At 54.1% G+C, this 22,054-nt stretch carries 15 protein-coding genes; 7 read left to right on the forward strand and 8 right to left on the reverse strand.

Going from position 1 to position 22,054, the window contains the following annotated elements; all coding sequences use genetic code 11:
- Window positions 1-208: 208 nt before the first annotated feature.
- Both CBE73_RS15465 and CBE73_RS15470 read right to left on the reverse strand, forming a co-directional pair.
- Window positions 209-2,215, reverse strand: a complete 2,007-nt coding sequence (locus CBE73_RS15465; protein WP_229752597.1) for an ATP-binding cassette domain-containing protein — start codon at window positions 2,213-2,215, stop codon at window positions 209-211.
- A complete protein-coding gene (locus CBE73_RS15470; protein WP_094094977.1) occupies window positions 2,212-3,993 on the reverse strand; it encodes an ABC transporter ATP-binding protein in 1,782 nt (593 codons plus the stop codon). Before CBE73_RS15470 ends, CBE73_RS15465 begins: the two co-directional genes overlap by 4 nt.
- A 266-nt stretch (window positions 3,994-4,259) precedes the next feature.
- On the opposite strand from CBE73_RS15470, the gene CBE73_RS15475 reads away from it, so the two are divergent.
- Window positions 4,260-5,438: a GGDEF domain-containing protein gene (locus CBE73_RS15475; RefSeq protein ID WP_094094978.1), complete on the forward strand. Its 1,179-nt coding sequence runs from the start codon at window positions 4,260-4,262 to the stop codon at window positions 5,436-5,438.
- Window positions 5,439-5,582: 144 nt separating this feature from the next.
- On the opposite strand, the gene CBE73_RS15480 is transcribed toward CBE73_RS15475, so the two are convergent.
- From CBE73_RS15480 to CBE73_RS15495, 4 genes are all read right to left on the reverse strand, one after another.
- Entirely contained in the window at window positions 5,583-6,998 is a 1,416-nt protein-coding gene (locus CBE73_RS15480) for an MATE family efflux transporter (protein ID WP_373286355.1), read from the reverse strand.
- 301 nt (window positions 6,999-7,299) lie between these two features.
- Entirely contained in the window at window positions 7,300-8,259 is a 960-nt protein-coding gene (locus CBE73_RS15485; protein WP_094096344.1) for an ABC transporter substrate-binding protein, read from the reverse strand.
- Between the two features lie 115 nt (window positions 8,260-8,374).
- Complete coding sequence (locus tag CBE73_RS15490; RefSeq protein ID WP_094094979.1) at window positions 8,375-9,394, reverse strand: FecCD family ABC transporter permease; 1,020 nt, start codon at window positions 9,392-9,394, stop codon at window positions 8,375-8,377.
- On the reverse strand, window positions 9,394-10,413 hold the full coding sequence (locus tag CBE73_RS15495; protein WP_094094980.1) for a FecCD family ABC transporter permease: 1,020 nt from the start codon (window positions 10,411-10,413) through the stop codon (window positions 9,394-9,396). The genes CBE73_RS15490 and CBE73_RS15495 overlap by 1 nt, the downstream gene beginning before the upstream one ends.
- Before the next feature lie 70 nt (window positions 10,414-10,483).
- Here CBE73_RS15495 and CBE73_RS21975 point away from each other — a divergent pair, with 70 nt between their 5' ends.
- Entirely contained in the window at window positions 10,484-10,696 is a 213-nt protein-coding gene (locus tag CBE73_RS21975; RefSeq protein WP_174704747.1) for a hypothetical protein, read from the forward strand.
- Here CBE73_RS21975 and CBE73_RS15500 read toward each other — a convergent pair.
- On the reverse strand, window positions 10,660-12,324 hold the full coding sequence (locus tag CBE73_RS15500; protein ID WP_094094981.1) for an AraC family transcriptional regulator: 1,665 nt from the start codon (window positions 12,322-12,324) through the stop codon (window positions 10,660-10,662). The two genes, CBE73_RS21975 and CBE73_RS15500, sit on opposite strands and share 37 nt — an antisense overlap.
- Before the next feature lie 374 nt (window positions 12,325-12,698).
- Here CBE73_RS15500 and CBE73_RS15505 point away from each other — a divergent pair, with 374 nt between their 5' ends.
- Window positions 12,699-16,688 carry a carbohydrate-binding protein gene (locus CBE73_RS15505; RefSeq protein ID WP_094094982.1) on the forward strand — a complete coding sequence of 1,330 codons (3,990 nt, stop codon included), beginning with the start codon at window positions 12,699-12,701 and terminating at the stop codon, window positions 16,686-16,688.
- 119 nt (window positions 16,689-16,807) lie between these two features.
- On the opposite strand, the gene pepT is transcribed toward CBE73_RS15505, so the two are convergent.
- Window positions 16,808-18,034 (reverse strand): peptidase T, encoded by a 1,227-nt coding sequence (pepT, locus tag CBE73_RS15510; RefSeq protein WP_373286356.1) that lies wholly within the window; start codon window positions 18,032-18,034, stop codon window positions 16,808-16,810.
- A 213-nt stretch (window positions 18,035-18,247) separates the two neighbouring features.
- Here pepT and CBE73_RS15515 point away from each other — a divergent pair, with 213 nt between their 5' ends.
- Genes CBE73_RS15515 through CBE73_RS15530 form a run of 4 tightly spaced genes read left to right on the forward strand, consistent with a single transcriptional unit; the run spans window position 18,248 to window position 22,035 of the window.
- Window positions 18,248-19,354, forward strand: a complete 1,107-nt coding sequence (locus tag CBE73_RS15515) for an ABC transporter ATP-binding protein (RefSeq protein ID WP_094094984.1) — start codon at window positions 18,248-18,250, stop codon at window positions 19,352-19,354.
- Window positions 19,344-20,147 carry an ABC transporter permease gene (locus tag CBE73_RS15520; RefSeq protein ID WP_094094985.1) on the forward strand — a complete coding sequence of 268 codons (804 nt, stop codon included), beginning with the start codon at window positions 19,344-19,346 and terminating at the stop codon, window positions 20,145-20,147. Before CBE73_RS15515 ends, CBE73_RS15520 begins: the two co-directional genes overlap by 11 nt.
- Window positions 20,144-20,965 carry an ABC transporter permease gene (locus CBE73_RS15525; RefSeq protein WP_094094986.1) on the forward strand — a complete coding sequence of 274 codons (822 nt, stop codon included), beginning with the start codon at window positions 20,144-20,146 and terminating at the stop codon, window positions 20,963-20,965. The genes CBE73_RS15520 and CBE73_RS15525 overlap by 4 nt, the downstream gene beginning before the upstream one ends.
- On the forward strand, window positions 20,962-22,035 hold the full coding sequence (locus CBE73_RS15530; RefSeq protein WP_094094987.1) for an ABC transporter substrate-binding protein: 1,074 nt from the start codon (window positions 20,962-20,964) through the stop codon (window positions 22,033-22,035). Before CBE73_RS15525 ends, CBE73_RS15530 begins: the two co-directional genes overlap by 4 nt.
- Window positions 22,036-22,054: the final 19 nt, after the last annotated feature.

A 22,054-nucleotide genomic window follows, 5' to 3' on the forward strand; every position in this document is an offset into this window, starting at 1 on the left:
CTTTTTAACAAAATTAAAACCTCCAACTCCACTAATACAGTGGTTTTGGAGGTTTTTTTCGTTCTGATTTCGGGGCTCATCTGAATTCGAATGGGCCCTTTTGAGACGGCCTGGCTGATTTGATCAGAGCAACTCACTCATAGATTCGCTCCTGGTTCCGACCTGCCCAGTCCCGTGTCTTCCCGTTCTGTGTGGCGACGGGTTAGTCTCAGTCGGCGGTATCTCCGCCGGCTTCTTCGCCGTACCACAGCTGGCGGAAGCTGTCGCTGGTCGCCAGCAGCTGCTCCGCCGTGCCCGAGGCTTCGATCGTGCCGTTCTTCAGCACGATGATTCGGTCGGCGTGAGCCAGCGCGGCTTTGCGGTGCGAGACGACGAGGCAGGTGGCCTCGCCGCGCTCGCGGAACAGCCGCTCCCAAAGCTTGCGCTCCGTCTCGACGTCCAGCGCACTGGACAGGTCGTCGAAGACGTACAGCTCAGCGTCGCGGACAAGCATGCGCGCGGCCGCGGTACGCTGAGCCTGACCGCCGGACAGCTTGACGCCGCGCGGTCCGACCATGGTGTCGAGCCCGTGCTCCAGCCGGGCGACGTCTTCCTCGAGGACGGCGGCATGCAGCGCGCCGGCCAGGCTGCTCTGCTCGGGAGGCAGGCCGAGCAGGATGTTATCGCGCAGCTTGTCGCTGTACAGCCGCGGGATTTGCGCCGTGTAGGCACTCTGCGGCGGCACAAAGAAGTCTGCCGGCTTCTCTACTCGCCGGCCGTTCCAGCGGATCTCCCCGCTGCTTGCCGGCAGCAGGCCGAGCAGGGTGCGGAGCAGCGTTGTTTTGCCGGAACCGATCATTCCGGTGATGACCGTAAATGAGCCCCGCTCCAGCTCCAGATTAATGCCTTGAATCCCCCGGCCGGTCTCGGGATACTTATAACTCAACCCGCGGGCCTCCAGCTTTTGGAGCGGACCCGCTTGAAGGCCGGACGTGTCAAGGGCTGAGGCAGCCGTTATCAAGCCGTCCGCCGCCGGGGAATAGGCCGCCGAGGCGGACGCCTCCGCAGCGGAAGACCCCGCATCCCAGCCGGAGCGTCTTGTCGTCTTGCCTGCCCCCTTATCCAAGTCGGTTTGTCTCGCCGTTTTTTCTGTCTCCGCATCCAAGACGGTGCGGCTTGCCTTCTTACCCGTCTTCCCGGCTTTATTTTGGCCGCTTCGGCGTTCGCCCCAGTTTCGGCCCGGCTTGCCAACCCCGATATAAGCCGCAGCAGTCAGCAGGGAAGCAGGCGCTCCCTGGATCATGGTTACCAAGCGTTTAAAGCTGACGGTCATCTGTTTATAGAACGTCATGAAGTTCCCCAGATTGGAGATCAGCTGCGTTACGAACGTCAGATAATACACAAACAACGATAAATCGCCGACACTGAAAGTGCCGCTGCGCATCTTGTAGCCGGCCAGCACGAGAATGACGCCGGTGCCCAGGTTTACGGAGTTGGTGAATACCGAAGACAAGGCTTCGGTGATCAGCTTATCCTTCACCATCGTTTGGCGGCGGCGGTCGCTCAGCTCTACAAACCGCCGTACAACTCGCGATTCCGCTCCGGCAACCTGAATGGCCTGCACGTTGGAGAACATTTCACTGATCGAGCTGGTGACTCTTGCCGTGGCTTCGCGGCTTGCCGCACGATACTTCTGTATGCGCGCTGTGGCGATCTGGGCGGCCGCTACGACCAACACCAGCGGCACAAACACAAATAACGTCATCTGCGCATCGATGGAGATCAGGATATATCCGGCCACAATCGCGAAGCCGACCAGTCCAAGGGAGTCCACCGACCAGCTGATCGCTTCCTCCGTCTGGTCGATGTCGTCCCGGAAGTTGCTGATTGCTTCACCCGGTGAACAAGGAATTGCCCTTGCCCCCGGTTCATTCAGCACATGGGCCAGCATATTGCGGCGAAGCAGCATACTCGTCCTGAACCGGAAGTGGACATCCGTCAGGAAGCCGAGGGCAATAATGGCTATCCGGGCTAAAGCAGCGCCGATGAGCAGGGACGCCAGCGCCCATACGCCATAGCCCAGCTGGGTGTGGCTCTCAAGCTGGTCAAAATATTTCTTGGTGATCAGGCCAGGAATCAGCAGTGACATGTGAATCAGCGTCCAGGCCACCAGATTGGCCAAGTAGAGAACCGGGTGCAGTGAAAGCAATCTAATGAAAAAATGCCGAGGCTTCACGCGAGCACCTCCTCAAGTCCGACAGCCAGCATCCGGCTGAAGCGGGAATTTGGATCTTCCGCCAGCTCCTTGCGGGAGCCCTCCTCCAGCATCCGGCCGTCCTCGAGAATCAGGATCCGGTCAGCCCGCTGCACAGTAGACAGCCTGTGCGCAATAATGATACAGGTTCTCTGTTCGAGAAGCTTGGTAATGGCCGCCTCGATCCGGCTTTCCGTAAGCGGATCAAGCCGGGAGGATGCTTCGTCCAGAATAACGAGCCCCGGGTCGGTCAGAAATACCCGGGCAAAGGCCAGCAGCTGGGCTTCCCCGGCAGACAGGCTGCCGCCGCCGGAAGCAAGCTGCGAATCGAGCCCCTCCGGCATTCCTTTAAACCAGTCTCCGAGACCGACTTCTTCAAGGACCGCCAGGATTCGGTCATCACTAATCCGGTCATCGAACAACGTCAGATTGTCGCGTACCGTTCCTTCCATGATTTCAATATTCTGCGTCACCATCGCCACTGAGCTGCGCAGCTCATGCAGCTTGCACGCACGGATGTCGGTGCCGCCAAGCTCAATCGCGCCTTGCTGCGGGTCATAGAAGCGCAGTAGCATCCGGGCGAGCGTTGTTTTGCCGCTTCCCGTGCGCCCGAGGAGCCCCAGCGTTTGCCCCGGCTCCAGCTTCACATTCAGCTGTTGCAGGGTTGGTGTTTCCTCCGGCTCGTAAGCAAAGCTGAGATTGCGGATATTCAGGGAGAGAGGACCTTTAGGCAAAGGGGCTCCCGGCCCGTCCATAATCGCAGGTTCCGTTGCCAGCAGGCTCTGCACCCGAACGAGACTGGCGTCGGCTTTCTGCAAATCCTCAAGCTGGGTCCGAATCTGTTCAATCGGTTTGGCGAGCAGCTCCGTATAATAGAAGACCAGATAAATGCCGCCGATCGAAAGCTCGCCCTGCTTCCAGAGCACCGCGCAGACGATAAACGCTGCGGCGTTGCCGAACGCAAATACAAAGATGGTCGTTCCCCACATGAGGAAGAAACCGAAGAAAGCACGGACACGAACAGGCAGCATCCGGCGCGTCAGGTCATAATAACGCCCCAGGACATAACCGGCTGCGCCGTTGGCGCGCGTATCCTCGGTGCCTTCCAGGTGCTCGCCGATAAAGCCGTAGAATTCGGCGTTCAGCGCCTGCCACTTTGTCCAGACCGGTACGGCGAATTTCCGGATCCACTGGATCAGGAAGATCGCACCGATCACAAAGGCGGTCATAACAACGCCGACCCAAAGATTTTCCCGGAACAGCAGAATCAGAATGCCGAGCATCAGCATGGCGTTGCCTGCCATATGTATAATGAAACTCGAGAAGAAGTTAGCCAGCGAGTTCACATCTCCGTCGACCCTTTCGATCAGGGAACCGGAGGTTTGGGTTTTATGGAAGGACATGTCGAGAGACAAGCAATGCTCCGCCAGATCGGCGCGCAGCTTGTTGGTGGTTCTCCAGCCCAGATTCTCACTGAAATAAGCGGCGCAGACCGAAACGATCTGCTGGATCAGCGAGAAGCCGATAAATAAGAAAGCTGCAACGTACAGCGGCCTTAGGCTGCCCGTACCTTGGGCATTATCAATGAAATAACGGATAATCTGCGGATTCACGAGCTGCAGGGCAATGGAAGTCAATAATAAAACAGTAAGTCCGATCATTAATTTACGCTGAGGCAGTACGTATCTGCCTAAGATCGTACGGTATTTTCCCAATTTGGGCCTTCGTGCCGTTTCTCCTGCTGTCAGTTCCCCGGACATAATAAGAACACTCCTTTCGCAATGGTAAATGTATCCTGTTCCCGGCAATGAGTCAATGCCCAGAATCATTATAAAAGTCTGGTCGGGGCCTGCGGCAAACCGCATCCCTAAGCCCTTTCTATATCCTATATGGAAACATATGTTCCTTCAAGGTGTATAGAGATATTTTTCCCCAATCGGCTGGATAGGTATGATATGTTTAGGGAGGTATAACTACAATTAATCTAAAATTACTTTAACTATTCATAAGATAGGGAAGCTGTTAAATGAATATCGCTTTGGATATGAAAACGGTCTTTACGCTTGTTGTCCTTGGTCATTTATGCACGATGATTCTGATTTCCGCCTACCGGAGACATTTCGCTCAAGACTCGGCGATTTATCTGTTCAGCATGTCCAAATGGCTTCAAGCGGCCGTATGGGGATTATCGGTGTTTCGCTTTACCCTGCCGGGTATACTCGGCATTGCCTTGCCCAATCTGATCCTGTTTATAGCTGCAGGACTTGAATTGAGCGCGGTGTTGAAGGTGATAGGCGGAATGGACCTGCGCGTCAAGCGATATATGATCCTGTTAATGGGAGTCAGTCTGTTTGGCTATCTCCTGATCTTTTTCGTTTATAACACAGAGTGGCTCAGGATTTGTTTCTCATCCCTTATGCTTTCGTTGTTTATGGCCTATCCGGTTTACCGGCTGGCCGGGGACAAGCAGGCTTCGGCGCTAAAGAAGACTTTAAGTGTTATGTATGGCATCCTCTGCATAACACTGCTGGTCCGGGCCGTGCTTGCGGTCAAAATGGTCGACCAAATGAGCTTGTATTCGGAAGCTAATTTGTACCAGCTTGCTTCGTATTTCTCTATTTTCTTCATGATGCTGGTCGGCAATATCGGGTTTATTCTGCTTTCCAAAGAGCAGGCGGACGAGAGGCTTCTGCAGCTGGCGAGTTATGACGACTTGACCGGTGCGCTGAATCGCAGAACCTTTATAGAGAGAGCCGAGCAATGCATTGAAGAGCTGGCTGAAAGCCGGCTGCCGGTCTCTTTTATTTTGTTTGATATCGACCATTACAAGAGGATTAATGACACTTACGGCCATGAAGTGGGAGATCGTGTTCTTCGGGACATGACGGGAGCGGCGAAGCGCTTATTGGAGGACCGGGGAATACTGGGCAGATATGGGGGCGATGAGTTTGCCATCCTGCTTCCCGGCCTGAACGTTCAGGAATCGGATGCTTTGGCCGAATGGCTGAGATCTCTCCTTGCTGCGGAGGGCACTTCCGAACCTTTTATTCCTTACACGGTCAGCATGGGGATCGTAACGGTTACGGCCACCAAACAATTTGCTGTTTTGGAACTGTATAAACTGAGCGATCAAGCGCTGTATGAAGCCAAACGAAAGGGGCGCAACCGGGTGGAGCGAAACGGGATATTTCCTGCGGAGATTTGAGGAAAAAAGATAAAGCCTGCCTCTCAACCGAGGCAGGCTTTTAACATTTTAACATCTTAACATCTTTAAATGAGCAAGACGAGTCCTATTTAGTTTAAGAATAAGTCCTGTTTAGGGTGAATACGGATCCTGTGAAACGCGGACTTAACCCATTGCCGGAGCAGGCTGCTGAACCGGTTCGTTAGACGGTTCATGATCGACCAGCGAATAGCGCTCCCACGCCCGGCTGCGCCAGCGGAAATACATAATGACGGCGCGCGTCCATTCGTCCGCCGCAATCGCGAGCCAAATGCCCGCCAGTCCCAGATGCAGCTGGAAGACCAGCAGATAACCGAGCGGCAGCGACATGCAGACCATAGAGAGCAGGCCCATGTAGACCGGGAACTTGGCGTCGCCGGCAGCCCGCAGGGAGTTGATGATGACGATGTTGACCGTACGTCCCGTTTCAAGAATCAGGCTGAGCAGCAGCACCTGAGAGCCCAGTCTGACAATCGCCAGATCATCGGTGAACAGATGGAACAGGGGAATGCGGAACGCGATGATGATCAAATCGACGACCACGGTCGCGGCAAGCGCCCACTTGACGCTCTGGAAGACCCGGGTGTACGCATCCTGCTGGCGTCTGGAGCCTACATAATGGCCTACCACAATCGCTGTTCCCATCCCGATGGCCATGCTGAACAGATAGATATAAGAAGAGATATTAACGGCATATTGACGTGTAGCCATCGCTTCCGCGCCGAGATAAGTGACGTATAGGGTGAAGATCAGCTGACAGATTTGATAGACGATGCTCTCAAAAGCGGAAGGAATGCCGATTTTGAGAATTTTCGAAATATACTGCTTCGACAGTTTCAAATAATAGTTGAACCGGACGCGAACCTCCATGACCCTGTACATCAGCCAGAAGAAAATAATCAGGCAGACCAGGCGGCTGAACACGGTCGAAATCGCCGCGCCCTGAACGCCCATGGCGGAGAAACCCAAGTGCCCGTAAATCAGGACATAATTGCCTGCTACGTGAATCACATTCATCAGCAGCGAAACAATCATCGTCTGCTTTGTGAACCCATGCGTACGAATCGTAGCGGCCAGCGCATTGATCAGCGCCTGCAGGAAAATACCGCCGCCTACGATCTGAATATAGGATACGGCATAATCCAGAATGGGGCCGTGGACGTTCAGCAGCTGCAGCATCATTTTGCCGGAAAGCAGGAAGACTGCGCTGAGCACGAGACCGACAGCCAGGTTGATCGTAACGGCATTGCCGGTGACTCTGGCGGCTTCGCTTAATTTTTTTGAACCGAGATATTGGGCCACCACGATGGCTGCCCCGTTGCCGATAACCTCCAGCACGAGGATCGCGATCGAAATGATCTGGTTGGCAGCGCCAACACCTGCGACTGCATTATCAGAAACCGAGCTGATCATAAACGTATCCACGCTGCCCATCAGCATAAACAGAAACAATTCCAGAAAGATAGGCCATGTTAAATGGAACATATGAAATTGTTTCTTACCGGCGGTTGACGAATTTTCTTCCAAGGTCGTGCTTTCCAAGTTGTCACCTTCCAGAAACCTAAATTTAGTTGAATCTATTCCCTTAAATCATGAGCGACGACACTTTGATCTGACAACACTTCGATCTACTTATAAACAAACGTATATTAGCATAGTTCTTATGTAATTACAGCAATTAAAATGTAAAATAATGAAATCCTCTAAAATTTTCTGGAAGTTATCCGATCGCCTTGTTTTTTTCGGAAAAAGGGAAGAACCCGTACCTCGGATCAAGTCCCTTTTTAGGCAGGTTGCTTAAAAAAGGTTTCTCGAACCGAAGTCGGGTTCCGCTTGCTGCACATTAATTGCCGAACAGCTTTTCGGCGTCGTCCAGCGCCATATCCTGTCCCATAGCCGAGTAATCCAGCCATTTCTGGCCGTCGAGGACATAGACGTTGTTGTTTTTGACGGCTTTGAGATTTTTCCAGAGCGGGTTGGACTCCAGCGCGTCAAAGTTAGCTTTGGCTGTGCTGCCGACGCTGATAATCACGAAGATCGCATCGGCGTCAAAATCCGGAAGTACTTCCTGCGAGATCGTCTCGTAGGCTTTGTTGATTTTCTCTACACCGTTGGCCGGGTTCAGCTTTAACTCTTCGAACATGATCGGGCCCATCGGGTGGCCGACACCCATCACGCGAAGTTCCTTCGCAGTGGAACGAATGGCCATGACTTTGGCATCCGGGCCAAGTTTGGCATGGATCAGTCCGCTGACTTTCTCCGCTTTGTCGGCATACTGCTGGATGAAGTCGGCAGCCTGCTGCTCGCGGCCGGCATGTTTGGCGATTTCGGTCAGCTGCTCCTGCCAGGTTCCTTCGGCTGTGTTGACGGTGAGAGTCGGCGCGATCTTTTCAAATTTGGAAATGTCTTGGCCGGAATAATTCTCATCCAGGAAAATCACGTCAGGCTTGGAGGCGAGAATCGCTTCCATGTCCGGGTCGCTGACCGTGCCGTATTTGGCGGCTCCCTGCAGCAGGTCCTTCACATGCGGGAGAAAATCCTTCACATCGCCCCCGATAACAGAGCCGACAGGCGTCAAGCCGATCGCCAGCAGATCGTTGGTGATGTGGATCGAAATCGAAGCGATTCTTGCATCCGGATGGCTCTGCAGAATTTCGTCTGCTTTGGAAGACGTGGACGAGCTGCCGGAAGCGTTGGAAGCATCGGACGAAGCGGTATTCGCCGCGGCGGTACTGCTGCCTGTATTTGTACTAGAAGCGTTTGATCCGTTAGAAGCGTTGCTGCCGCAAGCGGACAGCACCATAACCAGGGTTAGAATCAACAACGGGGTAAGCCTTTTTAATTTAAGCACTCAAATTCCCTCCAGCATTCAATCCATAATTTTTCATTCATTCTTCGTCATTAACATTCGTCATTTATCATTTGCTTCTCATCAGAAGTGTAAAAAACAAAGGCGCCCCTATAACGGCAACCACCACGCCCGCCGGAACGGCATTGGGGGCAAAGATCGACCGGCCTACCGTATCGGCGGCCAGCAGGATCAGCATGCCGGTCAATGCCGACAAGGGCAGCGAATGGCGGTGCATCGGCCCGGCCAGTCTCCGGGCGATATGCGGCGCCAGCAGCCCGATGAAGCCTATGCCGCCGGCCATCGATACGCTGGCGCAGGACAGGGCCACGGCAGCGGCGAGCAGAATCAGCCGGTTCTGCGTCACCTTGCCGCCGATGCTGACGGCCGTGTCGTCTCCTAAAGTGAATACGTCCAGCATTTTTGACCTTGCATAGACATAAGGGAGGAGCAGGGCAATCCATGGCAGCAGCGCCAGCACATTGATCCAGTCCCGTCCCCAGACGCTCCCGGCCAGCCAGGAGGCGGCGAAAGCGTAAGTGTCAGGGTCGAGCCGAAGACCCAGAAACAAGGTCACGGCGCTGAAACCGGCCTCTATGGCGATGCCGACCAGAATCAGGCGGATCGGGACAAGCCCTTTGTGCCGGTCATAAGCCAGCCCGACAACCATCAGCGCAATCAGCAGCCCCCCGGCAAAGGTGAAGAGCGGAATGATCAGGGCGGAAGGCCCTTCCAGTGTCCGGAAGAAGGACACAAAGATCATCAGCCCGAAGGCTGCTCCCGCATGCAGCCCCAGAATGCCCGGATCGGCCAGCGCATTGCGGGACACCCCTTGAAGGACGGCCCCTGCGACGCCCAAACCAGCGCCGGCCAGCAGGGTAACAACAATCCGGGGAAGCCGGTATGTAAACAGAACCAGTTGATCCTGCGGTGAACCATAGCCAAGCAGGGTCAATCCGAGCTGCCGGGGAGACAGCCGGATTGTACCTGTATTTACGCTGATAACGAATACCACGATTACGGCCAGCAGCAGAAGCAGGCCAAACCGTTTCGCCCTTGCTCCCCGATTCCCGTTAGATGGAAGCAGCATCAAAGCGACCTCCCTTCCTTACGGGCTAAATACAAGAAGAACGGAACCCCAACGAGCGCCACCATGGCGCCTATGGCGAATTCACGCGGCGGGCTCACCATTCTGGAGGCGATGTCCGCCAGTTCCAGCAGCGTACCGCCGAGCAATGCGGACATAGGAATGACCAGCCGATAGTCAACGCTGACCAGCCTTCTGGCCACATGTGGGGCTACCAGGCCGACGAATCCGACCGCTCCGGCTACGGAAACGGAGCTTCCTGCAAGCAGGACGGCCGCCGTCATAGCCAGAACGCGGATTCGGCCGGCGTGCACGCCCAAGTTAACCGCCGATTCATCGCCAAGCGAAAGGAAAGTAATAGATCTTCCCATCGACACGGACCACGCCAGGGTGACGATGACAATAGGGGCCAGCAGCTTGAGGTGAGACCACCTGACGCCTGCTACTCCGCCGGCATACCAGAAAGCAAGATCCTGACTGAGCCCGTAATAGATAGCCACCCCGGTGCTGAAGGAATGAAGCAGAGCGGCCGCAACAGCTCCGGCAATGGTCAGCTTCAGGGAAGACAATCCCCCCGGGGTAGCCGAACCCAGCATAACGATGAACAGGGTGGCTAGAGCGGCCCCGGCGAAGGACAGCAGGATCAGACTGAAATAAGATAAGCTGGGCAGAAAAGCAAATGCCAAAGCTACTACGAAAGCGGCCCCGGCGTTTACGCCGAGAATGCCGGTATCCGCAAGCGGATTCCGCGTGACTCCCTGCATCAAGGCTCCGGCGGCGCCAAAGGCCATGCCGGTTACAGCCGCACCAAGGGCCCTTGGCAGGCGGAGGTTCCGGATAATCTGATGCGCTTCATCATCGGCATCAAAGCGGAAGATGGCGGCCCAGACCTCTGGAAGGGGAATGCTTTTGGCTCCATATGACACGGCAAGCAGAATAGCAAGCAGCAGCCCGGCGGCAGCCGCGGGCAGCCATAATGCGCGCCTTAAGTTTTTACTGGAACGGTTTAATGGTCGGGACATCGCATGTTCTCCAGTTAAGATTGATAATCATTATCAATGAATAATTATAATGGCCCCATAACTCCCGTACATGACATTATCCAAGGTAGAAAGCATGGACAAATCCAAGATGGGAGAGGAGCCCGTTACGATTTATAGCCGGATCGACCTGAATGCCCATCCCAAGGCTCAGGACATCCGGGCATTTAATTATCGTTTTGAGGATTCTCATATCACGACTAACTTTGCCGAAGTCACTTTTGAGAGTCAGTTTACGACTCCATCTGAAACAAGCAGTCGATAAGCCTGCTCCAGCTGCCAAGTAACGGCGTAAGGGGCATAAGGCTTCCATTTCGGCCAGGAAATAAAGCGGACCCGGCCTGCCCGTACGGCGGGATGGGCCGCCCAGGCAGCATGTTCCCGGTTCAGCCGTTCCATGCGGGCTTGTTCTTCGGTGTTTGAGACAGCAATCAGCAGGTAATCTGCTTCATAAAAGCCGATTTCGTGCTCAGGCAGGGCAGTCCAGTTGAAATGGGTCCCTGGCGGATAAGGTTCCGTCTGCCGGGCAATTCGCTCCGGCGGAGTAAGCTGAAGCGAGCGGTAGAAGACATGGCCGATATTCCGCATGCCGTACATACGGAGTCCGGTTGTCCGAACGACGCAGATGGCAACCGAAGCCTGTCCGATGCGGCGTTTCAGCGCCTTCCGAAGCTCCTCGGACCTCTGCTCATGACGTTCGATCCACTGACTGGCCTCGTCTTCGCGTCCGGTAAGCCCGGCAATGACAGACAAATGAGTATACAGGTCCTGGGTGGCCCAAGGGATGGAAATGACGGGCGCAAGATCATTGACATGCTCCATCGCTTGAGCGCGCACATTGTCTTTGCACAAAATGAGGTCCGGCTTCAGCTCCTTAAAAATCCTGCGGCGCACCTCCCACGGATCGGCAGCATGCTCCGGCAAATCGAGCTCCGGCGCCTCCATCGGGAGTCCCGGATAGGTTTGCGCAGCGACCGGGTTCAGCCCCAGCGTATACAAATGATCGGTGTAAGGAGCGGAGAGGGACACGATGCGGAAATCCTTCTTTTTCAAATAAAGGGTCGGTGCAAGTCCGGTCGTCCTCTTGAATCTGCGGCTGAAATAGAACTCGTCCTCATATCCGATTTCGTAAGCGACTTCACGTACGGATTTATCCGTCTGCAGCAGCAGCTCTTTAGCCTTGTTCATCCGCAGGCGGGTCAGGTATTCGACCGGGGTTAATTCCATCGTCTGCTTGAACAGCTGCGTGTAATAAGACGGGTGAAGCTGCACCAGCTCGGCGAGCTTGTCCACCCGGATATCCTGGGCATAATGCTGCTGCATGAAGAGAATGGAGGACTTCAGTTTGGCCAGCGTATCCTCCATGTCCGCTTCGGCTTCATTCTCCGCAGACAGCAGAAAATCAAGCAGGCTGTACAGCTGCTGCTGGGCCAGAAGGCGGCTCCGTCCAGCCGGACCGGCGGCGGGCATATCTTTGCCGGACCTCATGGCACTAAACAGCCTTTTAAAGCGTTTCTTGCCTATAGCATGCTGGCGTACACCGGGGAAATCCAGCACCCGTTCATAGGAACGGTAAGACAGCGAGCTTTCGGCCAGCCGGTAAAGATCGAAGGCCGTCCAATTATATTCTGCTTTCTGATCTGCCGCCGAATAGGAGGCCAGGGCAATCCTGCTGCCGGGAGCAAATACATATAAAGTTTCATCCTCGAGGGGGAACTGCTCGCCGTCCACAGTTAAACAGGCCTGCCCCGGGGAGGAGACGTATAGAATTGTATGATGAGCCAGCGGCTCGGACGAAGCCGCCCAGGGCGGTATATCGTTGCTGGAGCGGACTTCTTTAATTTCGATCAAAGTATGCTGGAGGAAATCATGTTCGGGTTTGGAAGTGTTCATGGACTATTCGCTCCTTTAATTCCTGAAGAAACTCATTCTGCTCATCTTCATCCTTATGGGGACTGGAGCGTATCACCCCTATCTTACAACAGAAGAATATTTTAGGGAATTCAGTGTCCTTTGGGATCGGAATGTAATCGGCTAAAGTGGGTAATTCCGCACATATTCCCCATAGAATCACCCCTATTTATGGAAGTGTTTCCGAATTATGATCTCCATGCAGCACTAATTCATCCAAAAGGGGGGAGGGAAGCGTACGTGGTTCTGTGATATCGCTTACACAAGAGACAGAAAGGAACAAAACGTCTGGAAACAAGAGGTAATCACAACAGGGATGTCAAGTATTCATTCTAATCTTTCTTGATGAAGGGAGAATGTCATTCGTGAAAAGCCAGAGACGTTTCTTCGCTTGGATATGCCTCGTAACGATGCTCGCAGGAACGTTCTTCACCTCCTTTGGAGGGACTCAACCCGTACATGCGGCGGGCGGACCCAATTTAGCGGCGGGCAAACCCGTCTCGGAATCCGGGCATGCCGATGTGTATGCGGCGTCCAACATCACGGACGGGAACGCAGGGACTTATTGGGAAAGCTCCAATAATGCCTTTCCGCAATGGGCCCAGGTGGACCTCGGCAGCGCAGCAACGGTTGACCAGGTTGTGCTGAAGCTGCCATCCGGATGGGAAAGCCGCACGCAAACCTTGTCCGTACAAGGAAGCACAAATGGAACCAGCTTCTCGAATCTAAAGGCATCAGCGGGTTATACGTTTGACCCGAATACCGGAAATACTGTAACCATTGATTTCCCTGCAGCCAGTGCCCGTTACGTGCGGATTCTCGTGATCGCCAATACAGGCTGGCCGGCCGGGCAAATCGCCGAGCTGGAAGTGTACGGCACCTCTTCTCCGTCTGCACCTTCGGTTATTCCGGGCAAGATCGAAGCGGAAAATTATAACGCGATGAACGGCATCCAAACCGAACCGACGTCCGATACCGGCGGCGGCCTTAATGTGGGCTGGATCAATGCCGGCGACTGGATGGACTATAGCGTGAACGTGCAAAGCGCGGGCGCTTATACCGTAGAATACCGGGTAGCCAGCAATTCGGGCAGCGGTGAAATTCAGCTCCAGTCCGGCGGGACGACATTGGCCACTACCGCGGTGCCAAACACCGGCGGCTGGCAGAACTGGCAGACCGTTACCGCTAACGTAACGCTTAACGCGGGACCACAAACGCTTCGCGTCTATGCCAGCGGATTTGATTTCAATATCAATTGGATCAACTTTGCTCCTGGCAGCGCGGCGGATAACCAGGCCCCTACGGCTCCGTCCAACCTGGCCTTCACGCAGCCCGCGCCAGGCACAATCAGCCTCACCTGGAATGCGTCCACCGATAATGTAGGCGTCACCGGATACGATATCTACGCGAACAATCAGCTTCGCGGCAGTGTAAACGGTTCGACTGTCACTTTTTCCGATACGCAGCCAGCCAGCTTGACGGTAACCTATTATGTAATCGCCAAGGATGCCGCAGGCAATGCTTCTGCGCCGAGCAACTCCGTGACACGGAACGGTTCAGGCGGGGAAAGCGGATCGAACCTTGCAATCGGCAAAACCATTTCGGCTTCTTCTTCCACGTTTACTTTTGTGGCGGCTAATGCCAACGATAACGATGTGAATACCTATTGGGAAGGCAGTGGTCAGCCAAGCACACTTACGGTAGATCTGGGCGCCAACGCCAATATCACCTCGGTTGTGCTCAAGCTGAATCCGGCCAGCGCATGGGCCACGCGCACACAAACGATTCAGGTGCTTGGGCATGATCAAAACTCGGCTGCCTTCACCAATTTGGTCTCCGCCGCCTCCTATACGTTTAATCCTGCTTCGCAAAATACGGTAACGATTCCCGTAAATGCAACGGCAAGCAGCCTGCAGCTTCGGTTCACAGCCAACTCGGGAGCACCGGGCGGGCAAGTTGCCGAATTCCAGATCTTTGGCACACCGGCCCCTAACCCGGACTTGACGGTAACCGGCGCTTCCTGGTCTCCGGCTTCACCAATTGAAACGAACGCCATTACGCTTAACGCTGTCGTCCGGAATATCGGCAGCGCCTCCTCTGCCGCAACGAATGTAAACTTCTATCTCGGGACCACTCTGGCCGGCACGGCTTCCGTCGGTGCGCTTGCACCTGGAGCTTCCGCCAATGTCTCTGCGAATATCGGCGCGAAAGATGCCGGCTCCTATGCGGTGACTGCCAAGGTCGACGAGAGCAATACTGTCATTGAAACGAATGATTCGAACAACAGCTATACGAATCCTTCGCAGCTTGTCGTAGGCCAGGTGCAAAGTGCTGACCTGATCGGGACGACGTCCTGGACGCCCGACAATCCAAGCGCGGGAAATACTGTTACCTTCACCGTGAATCTCAAAAACCAAGGGAATATCGCCTCCGCAAGCGGCGCCCACGCTATTACAGTAGTGTTGAAGAACGCCGCAGGAGCCACCTTGCAAACCTTTAACGGCACTTATAACGGAAGTTTGGCTGCAGGTGCGTCAGCAAACGTAACGATAGGAACCTGGACGGCGGTTAACGGCAGCTACACCGTTACGACAACAATTGCGCCGGATGCCAACGAAGCTGCGGTCAAACAGGCGAATAACACCAGCACCTCCAGCCTGTATTCCGGCCGGGGCGCAAATATGCCGTTCACCATCCTGGAAGCGGAGTCCTCCTCGAACAATACCAACGGAACGAAGCTGGCTCCAAACTTTACGCCGGGCGATTTTGCCGGTGAAGCTTCCGGCCGTTCAGCCGTCTATCTCGATGCCACCGGTGAATACGTGGAATTTACGCTGACTTCGCCGGCTAATGCGTTTGTGCTGCGTAATGCCGTTGCCGAAAATACCACCGGTACGGTAAGCATTTATGCTAACGGGGTGGATAAAGGCAACTTTAAGGTGACCTCCAAGTTCTCTTACCTGTACGCAACGCCTTCGACGCTTGGACGCCTGGGGTATGACAACTCCGGCTCCAAGGCCTACTGGCTGTACGAAGATTCACAGCTGATGCTGGATCAGGTGTATCCGGCCGGCACAAAAATCAAGATTCAAAAGGACGCCGGGGACGTTCCATGGATTTATGTGGACATGATCGAGACGGAGAACGTTGCCCCGCCTGCCTCCAACCCGGATCCGAGCAAATATGTTCAGGTTTCGGCTTCCAAATCCATCGAGCAGGCGCTGAACGAGTTCCGCCAGGACACGTCAAAGAAAGGTATCTTTATTCCTGCCGGGGAATGGACGATCTCGTCCAAAATTTTCTTGTACGGCCGTGCTACTGAAATTATCGGCGCAGGCCCGTGGTACACCAAACTGATGGCCCCGCAGGATCAGACGAATACGGACGTCGGGTTTAATATAAGCTCCGCCGCGAACGGCTCTACGATCAGGGATTTGTCCGCATGGGGCAACTATATCTACCGGCAGGACGGACCGGGCAAGTTCATTGACGGCAATGGCATGCAGAACGTGACAATCGAGAATATCTGGGCCGAGCATTTCGTCTGTCTGTATTGGGGCGTGAACTCCTCCCACAATACATTCAAGAACAACCGGATCAAGAATATGTTTGCGGACGGCATCAACATGACCAACGGCTCGTCCTACAACATCATCGACAACAACTATGCCCGCGCTACCGGCGATGACTCTTTCGCCCTGTTCAGCGCCATTGATGCGGGAGGTTCCTACAACGTAGGCAACAAGTACACCAACCTGACTGCCACCAACGTAAGACGCGCCGCAGCTTTTGCCGTTTACGGCGGCCAAGATAACCTGTTCCAGAACCTGTACGGCGCGGATACGCTCACTTATCCGGGCCTCACCGTCAGCAGCCTCAGCTTCGGGTACAACACGCTGGGATTCGGCTCTATCGACACCGTCATCGACGGGGTTACGCTGGATCGTACCGGCGGCGACTTCTGGACCAGTGTTGGAGCCGACGATAAGATCAACGATTATCAGAACTTCGGGGCCATTTGGCTCTACGGCGGCGACAGGGACTTCAAGAACATCCTGGTGAAAAACGTCGACATCAACAACCCGGTTTACTTCGGTTTGATGTTCCAATCCAAATCGCCGGAGAATCTGCCGATGCAGAATATCCGTCTGGAGAACATCACGATCAATAACCCGACCCGGTACGGCATCAAGCTGGTTGCCAAAGCCGAAGACGGGCAGGGACCGGTGGTAGGCGGAGCCAGCTTCACCAATGTCAAAGTCAACAACCCGGGCATTGCAGCCATTTACGGCGAAAACAAATCCCCGAACTTCACCGTCAACCGGGTATCCGGGAATAACTGGTAATCGAAGTCACGGGAAGGCACATCCTCAAGCACATCCAAGAAATATAAAACTTATCCAAGCATAGCAAAACAAAGGACACCCGTGAGGGTGTCCTTTGTTCGTATCTTTTTGAGCAGCTTCTATACCTCAGGATTTTGTTCAAAACGCTGGATGATTTCCAGCATGACTTGAACGGCTTTTTCCATATTGTCTACCGAAATGTATTCAAATTTGCCGTGGTAGTTCTCGCCGCCGGTGAACACATTCGGGGTAGGCAGTCCCATATAGGACAGCTGGGAGCCGTCGGTGCCGCCGCGGATCGGCTTGACGATCGGCTTGATGCCCAGCGACTCCATTGCCTGGTAAGCGATGTCGACGATGCCTTTTACAGGCTCGATTTTATCCTTCATGTTGTAATACTGGTCATGCAGGTCAAGCGTGATACGCTCGGAGCCGTATTTGGCTTTAAGCTCGTCTACAACCTTGGTCAAATAAGCTTTTTTGTTCTCGAATTCCTGGCGGTCAAAATCGCGGATGATGTATTGGACCTTCGTCTGCTCCGTATCGCCCGTGATGCCCAGCAGGTGATAGAAGCCTTCGTAGCCTTCGGTGAACTCAGGAGCCTGTTCAGCCGGAAGCTTTTGCTGGAGCTCCATGGCGATTTTGATGGAGTTGACCATTTTATTTTTCGCCGTACCCGGGTGTACGTTGGTGCCTTTAATGGTAATTTTGGCGCCGGCAGCGTTAAAGCTTTCATATTCCAGCTCGCCGAGCGGGCCGCCATCCATTGTGTAGGCGTATTTCGCGCCAAAAGCGGCTACGTCGAATTTGTGCGGCCCGCGGCCGATTTCCTCGTCCGGAGTGAAGGCTACGCGGATTTTGCCGTGTTTGATCTCCGGGTGCTGGATCAGGTAATCCATCGCCGTCATGATTTCGGCCACGCCGGCTTTATTGTCCGCGCCGAGCAGCGTAGTGCCGTCCGTGGTAATCAGCGTGTGGCCTTTATAGCTTGGCAGCTCCGGGAAATCCTTGGCGGACAAAACAACATTCAGCTCTTGGTTCAGGACAATATCGTTCCCGTCGTAATTCTCGATAATCTGCGGATTAACGCCTGCTCCCGTAAAATCAGTTGCCGTATCCACATGTGCGAGGAAACCGATGACCGGGACTTCCTTGTCCGTGTTGGCCGGCAGGGTGGCCATGACGTAGCCGTTGTCGTCCATCGTCACTTCGGCCATGCCGATCGCTTTCAGCTCGTCCACCAGCTGGCGGGCCAGCGTCAGCTGCCCGGGCGTGGAGGGGCAGGTTTCGCTTTCCTCATTGGATTGCGTGTCTACTTTCACATAGGAAATAAAACGTTTCACCATTTCTTCTCTCAAGTAAGTCAGCTCCTTCGAAACTTCGATACTCCTATTATTGCGCTTATTGAAACAATTGGCAAAATCAAAGCAGTGGAAAGACCAGGCACATACTGGCCAAACCGTGCGGAAACCACGCGTCGAATGGTGTATAATTCAGTATCATTCCTGACGAATGTTGGGTAAAATATAGAAATGATTAAAGAGACAAGGGAGGCTGTTATGGGAGAGAACGCCATTATCCGCTTCGATCAGGTGACCAAGCAGTACGATCAGGACGAGCCTGTGCTGAAGGAAGTCAGCTTCGAGATAGAACGCGGTAAATTTTATACGCTGCTTGGGCCGTCCGGCTGCGGCAAAACGACGATCCTGCGTCTGATCGCAGGTTTTATTGAACCCTCACAGGGATCGATTTATTTGAACGGTGTTAAAATCAACAAAGTTCCGCCGAACGAGCGGCAGGTCAACACGGTTTTTCAGGACTATGCTTTGTTTCCCCATTTGAATGTTTATGAGAACGTGGCTTTCGGGCTGCGCATCAAGAAGATGAAGAACGACGTGATTTCGGAGAAGGTCAGCGAAGCGCTGCGCCTGGTGAACCTGGAGGGCTACGAGAAGCGCCAGATCACGGAAATGTCCGGCGGACAAAGACAGCGCGTCGCCATTGCCCGGGCGATCGTGAATGAGCCCGAGGTCTTGCTGTTGGACGAGCCATTGTCGGCGCTTGACCTGAAGCTTAGAACCGAGATGCAGTACGTGCTGCGCGAGCTGCAGCAGCGGCTGGGCATCACGTTTATTTTCGTTACGCATGACCAGGAGGAAGCGCTGGCGATGTCGGACGAAATTTTTGTCATGAACCAGGGCGTGATCCAGCAGAGTGGGACGCCAAACGATATTTACGATGAGCCGATCAACCGGTTTGTCGCGGATTTCGTGGGTGAATCCAATATCGTGCCTGCGGTGATGATCGAAGATAATCTGGTGGAATTCAACGGCCGGCGGTTTGAATGCGTGGATCAGGGGCTGCGCCCGAACGAGAACGTGGAGATCGTGATCCGTCCGGAGGACCTTGAAATTACTGCGCTGGAGCAGGGCAAGCTGCGCGTCAAGGTGGACACCCAGCTGTTCCGCGGAGTTCATTACGAGATCAGCTGTTACGATGAATCCGGCCAGGAATGGCTGGTGCATTCCACCAAACGGGCGGAGCCGGGCAGTATGATCGGCCTCCAGTTCGAACCGGAAGCGATCCATGTCATGAGATTCGGAGAAACCGAAGAAGAGTTCGACAAACGCCTGGAATCCTATGAGGTATCCGGCCATGTCACGTAGCTCCCGCGGATTGTACCTCATCCCTTATTATTTGTGGATGGTGCTGTTTGTCGCCCTGCCCGTGGTTCTGGTCGCGTATTATTCGCTGTTTGACATTGAAGGGCATTTCACCTTGTCCAACTATGCGAGCTTTTTTACGCCCGTTTATTTGCGGATGACGCTAAGCTCGTTCTGGTATGCGCTGCTGATTACGTTTTTCTCGCTGCTGGTCGCATATCCGGCCGCTTATGCGCTTACGCGGACCAAACATAAGCAGCTGTGGCTGCTGCTGATCATTTTGCCGACCTGGATCAACCTGCTGCTGAAGGCTTATGCCTTCATCGGCATCTTTGGCACTTACGGGCCGGTGAATTCGCTGTTTAAAGCCATAGGTCTCGGCGAACATCAAATTTTGTTTAATGATTTTAGTTTTGTGTTTGTGTCCGTTTATATTTTTATTCCGTTTATGATCATGCCGATTTTTAACGCCCTGGAGGACATTAACCCGACGCTGATCGCGGCTTCCCGCGATCTGGGGGCGTCGAGCTTTGTCACGCTGCGGCGGGTGATTTTTCCGCTGACGTTGTCCGGCGTCCGTTCCGGCTGTATGGCCGTCTTTATTCCGGCTTTGTCCCTCTTTATGCTGACCCGGCTTATTGCAGGCAACAAGGTGATCACGCTGGGCACGGCTATTGAACAGCATTTCCTTGTGACGCAGGATTGGGGCATGGGCTCGACGGTAGCCGTCTTCCTGATTCTGATTATGGCGGTGCTAATGCCGGTGCTTGGCGGCGGAAGAGAGGTGCGGAAATGACTGAGAAAAACAAGCTCGGCAAGGTTTATCTGTTTATCGTGTTTGTGGTGCTGTATGCGCCGATCTTCTATCTGATGTATTACTCCTTCAACAGCGGCGGCAATATGCACGGCTTTGAAGGGTTTACGCTCGAATGGTACAGCGAGGTCTTTCATGACACCCGCCTTATCATCATCGTGATCAATACGCTGGTCATTGCGCTGCTGTCCTCTGCGATCGCTACGATCATCGGGATTGTGGGTGCTTTGGCCATTGACCGGATTCGCCGGAAACGGGTGAAAAATACAATCCTGTCGCTCAACAACGTGCTGATCGTCAGTCCTGACGTCATCATTGGCGCCTCGTTCCTGATTCTGTTTACGATCGCCGGGATCAAGCTGGGCTTTACCTCGGTGCTGCTGTCGCATATCGCGTTCAGCGTGCCGATTGCCGTGCTGATGATCCTGCCGCGTCTGCAGGAGATGAGCCCGACGCTGGTGGATGCTGCGCGCGACCTCGGCGCAAGCAGCCGGGACGTGCTGATGAAGGTCATTTTGCCGTTTATCAGCCCGGCGATTTTGTCCGGATTTTTTATGGCGCTTACGTATTCCCTGGACGATTTTGCGGTGACGTTCTTCGTGACCGGCAGCGGGTACTCGACCCTCTCTGTGGAAATTTATTCGCGGGCCCGGGCGGGCGTGTCTTTGTCGATCAACGCGCTCTCCACACTGATCTTCCTGCTGACCGTAATCCTTGTTGTCGGCTACTATTGGGTGTCCAGGAGCAGCATGCGCAACCGCAGCAAAGAACCTGCCGCTGAATTGGGGGTGCCTGAATGAAACAGCTGACCCGTATTTTTGCAGTCGTGTTAATCGTGGCATTCGGCTTGATGGCGCTTGCCGCCAAGCTCAACTCCAGTCAAGGGTACTCCGGCTCCAACACGCTTACGATTTATAACTGGGGTGATTACATCGACCCTGACCTGATTACGAGGTTTGAACAAGAAACCGGAATCACCGTTATCTATCAAACGTTCGACTCCAACGAGGCCATGCTGACCAAAATCGAGCAGGGCGGAACGACATTTGATATCGCGGTGCCGTCCGATTATGCCATCGACAAAATGAAGGAGGAAAACCTCCTTCTCCCGATCGACCACAATAAAATCCCGAATTTGTCCAAAATCGATCCGCGATTCTTGAACCTCGATTTTGATCCGGACAATCAATATTCGGTGCCTTATTTCTGGGGCACGGTCGGTATTGTCTACAACCCGGAGCTGACCAAGGGCATCGAGTTCACCAGCTGGAACGATCTTTGGAATCCGGAGCTCAAGAACAACGTGCTGCTGACCGACGGGGCGCGTGAAATCATGGGCATGTCCCTGAACAGCCTGGGTTATTCTCTGAACGATACGAACGAGGACCATCTCCAGGAAGCGCTGCGCAAGCTGGAAAAGCTTTCGCCGAACGTCAAAGCGATCGTCGGCGACGAGATCAAAATGCTGCTCGCGAACGGCGAAGCCGGGGCGGGCGTCGTCTTCTCCGGCGATGCTGCGGAAATCATGGACGAGAACGACACGCTGGATTACGTGGTTCCGGAGGAAGGCTCCAACCTTTGGTTCGACAATATGGTCATTCCGAAGACAGCCAAAAATCTTGATGGCGCGCACAAGTTCATCAACTTCATGCTGGAGCCGGACGTAGCGGCGCAGAACGCCGAATACGTGGGCTACGCAACGCCGAACCAGGACGCGCTGAAGCTTCTCCCCGAGGACATTTCCGGGGACATCCGGTTCTATCCTCCTTCCGAGGTGACAAGCCACTTGGAGGTTTACAAGAACCTGGGCAAACGCATGCTTGGCCATTATAACGAGCTGTTCCTGGAGTTTAAAATGCATAAAGGATAAAGGGGTATAAATGGAATTT

The organism is Paenibacillus physcomitrellae, assembly GCF_002240225.1.
Classification (GTDB): Bacteria; Bacillota; Bacilli; order Paenibacillales; family Paenibacillaceae; genus Fontibacillus; species Fontibacillus physcomitrellae.

What these genes read in the sequence shown, in the direction of transcription:
- CBE73_RS21975 (WP_174704747.1), top strand. Translation starts at nt 10,484, where the DNA reads ATGACATTATCCAAGGTAGAAAGCATGGACAAATCCAAGATGGGAGAG.
- CBE73_RS15490 (WP_094094979.1), bottom strand. Translation starts at nt 9,394, where the DNA reads ATGCTGCTTCCATCTAACGGGAATCGGGGAGCAAGGGCGAAACGGTTT.
- CBE73_RS15530 (WP_094094987.1), top strand. Translation starts at nt 20,962, where the DNA reads ATGAAACAGCTGACCCGTATTTTTGCAGTCGTGTTAATCGTGGCATTC.
- CBE73_RS15470 (WP_094094977.1), bottom strand. Translation starts at nt 3,993, where the DNA reads ATGTCCGGGGAACTGACAGCAGGAGAAACGGCACGAAGGCCCAAATTG.
- CBE73_RS15515 (WP_094094984.1), top strand. Translation starts at nt 18,248, where the DNA reads ATGGGAGAGAACGCCATTATCCGCTTCGATCAGGTGACCAAGCAGTAC.
- CBE73_RS15525 (WP_094094986.1), top strand. Translation starts at nt 20,144, where the DNA reads ATGACTGAGAAAAACAAGCTCGGCAAGGTTTATCTGTTTATCGTGTTT.
- pepT (WP_373286356.1), bottom strand. Translation starts at nt 18,034, where the DNA reads ATGGTGAAACGTTTTATTTCCTATGTGAAAGTAGACACGCAATCCAAT.
- CBE73_RS15475 (WP_094094978.1), top strand. Translation starts at nt 4,260, where the DNA reads ATGAATATCGCTTTGGATATGAAAACGGTCTTTACGCTTGTTGTCCTT.
- CBE73_RS15495 (WP_094094980.1), bottom strand. Translation starts at nt 10,413, where the DNA reads ATGTCCCGACCATTAAACCGTTCCAGTAAAAACTTAAGGCGCGCATTA.
- CBE73_RS15520 (WP_094094985.1), top strand. Translation starts at nt 19,344, where the DNA reads ATGTCACGTAGCTCCCGCGGATTGTACCTCATCCCTTATTATTTGTGG.
- CBE73_RS15505 (WP_094094982.1), top strand. Translation starts at nt 12,699, where the DNA reads ATGTCATTCGTGAAAAGCCAGAGACGTTTCTTCGCTTGGATATGCCTC.
- CBE73_RS15500 (WP_094094981.1), bottom strand. Translation starts at nt 12,324, where the DNA reads ATGAACACTTCCAAACCCGAACATGATTTCCTCCAGCATACTTTGATC.
- CBE73_RS15485 (WP_094096344.1), bottom strand. Translation starts at nt 8,259, where the DNA reads ATGGTGCTGTCCGCTTGCGGCAGCAACGCTTCTAACGGATCAAACGCT.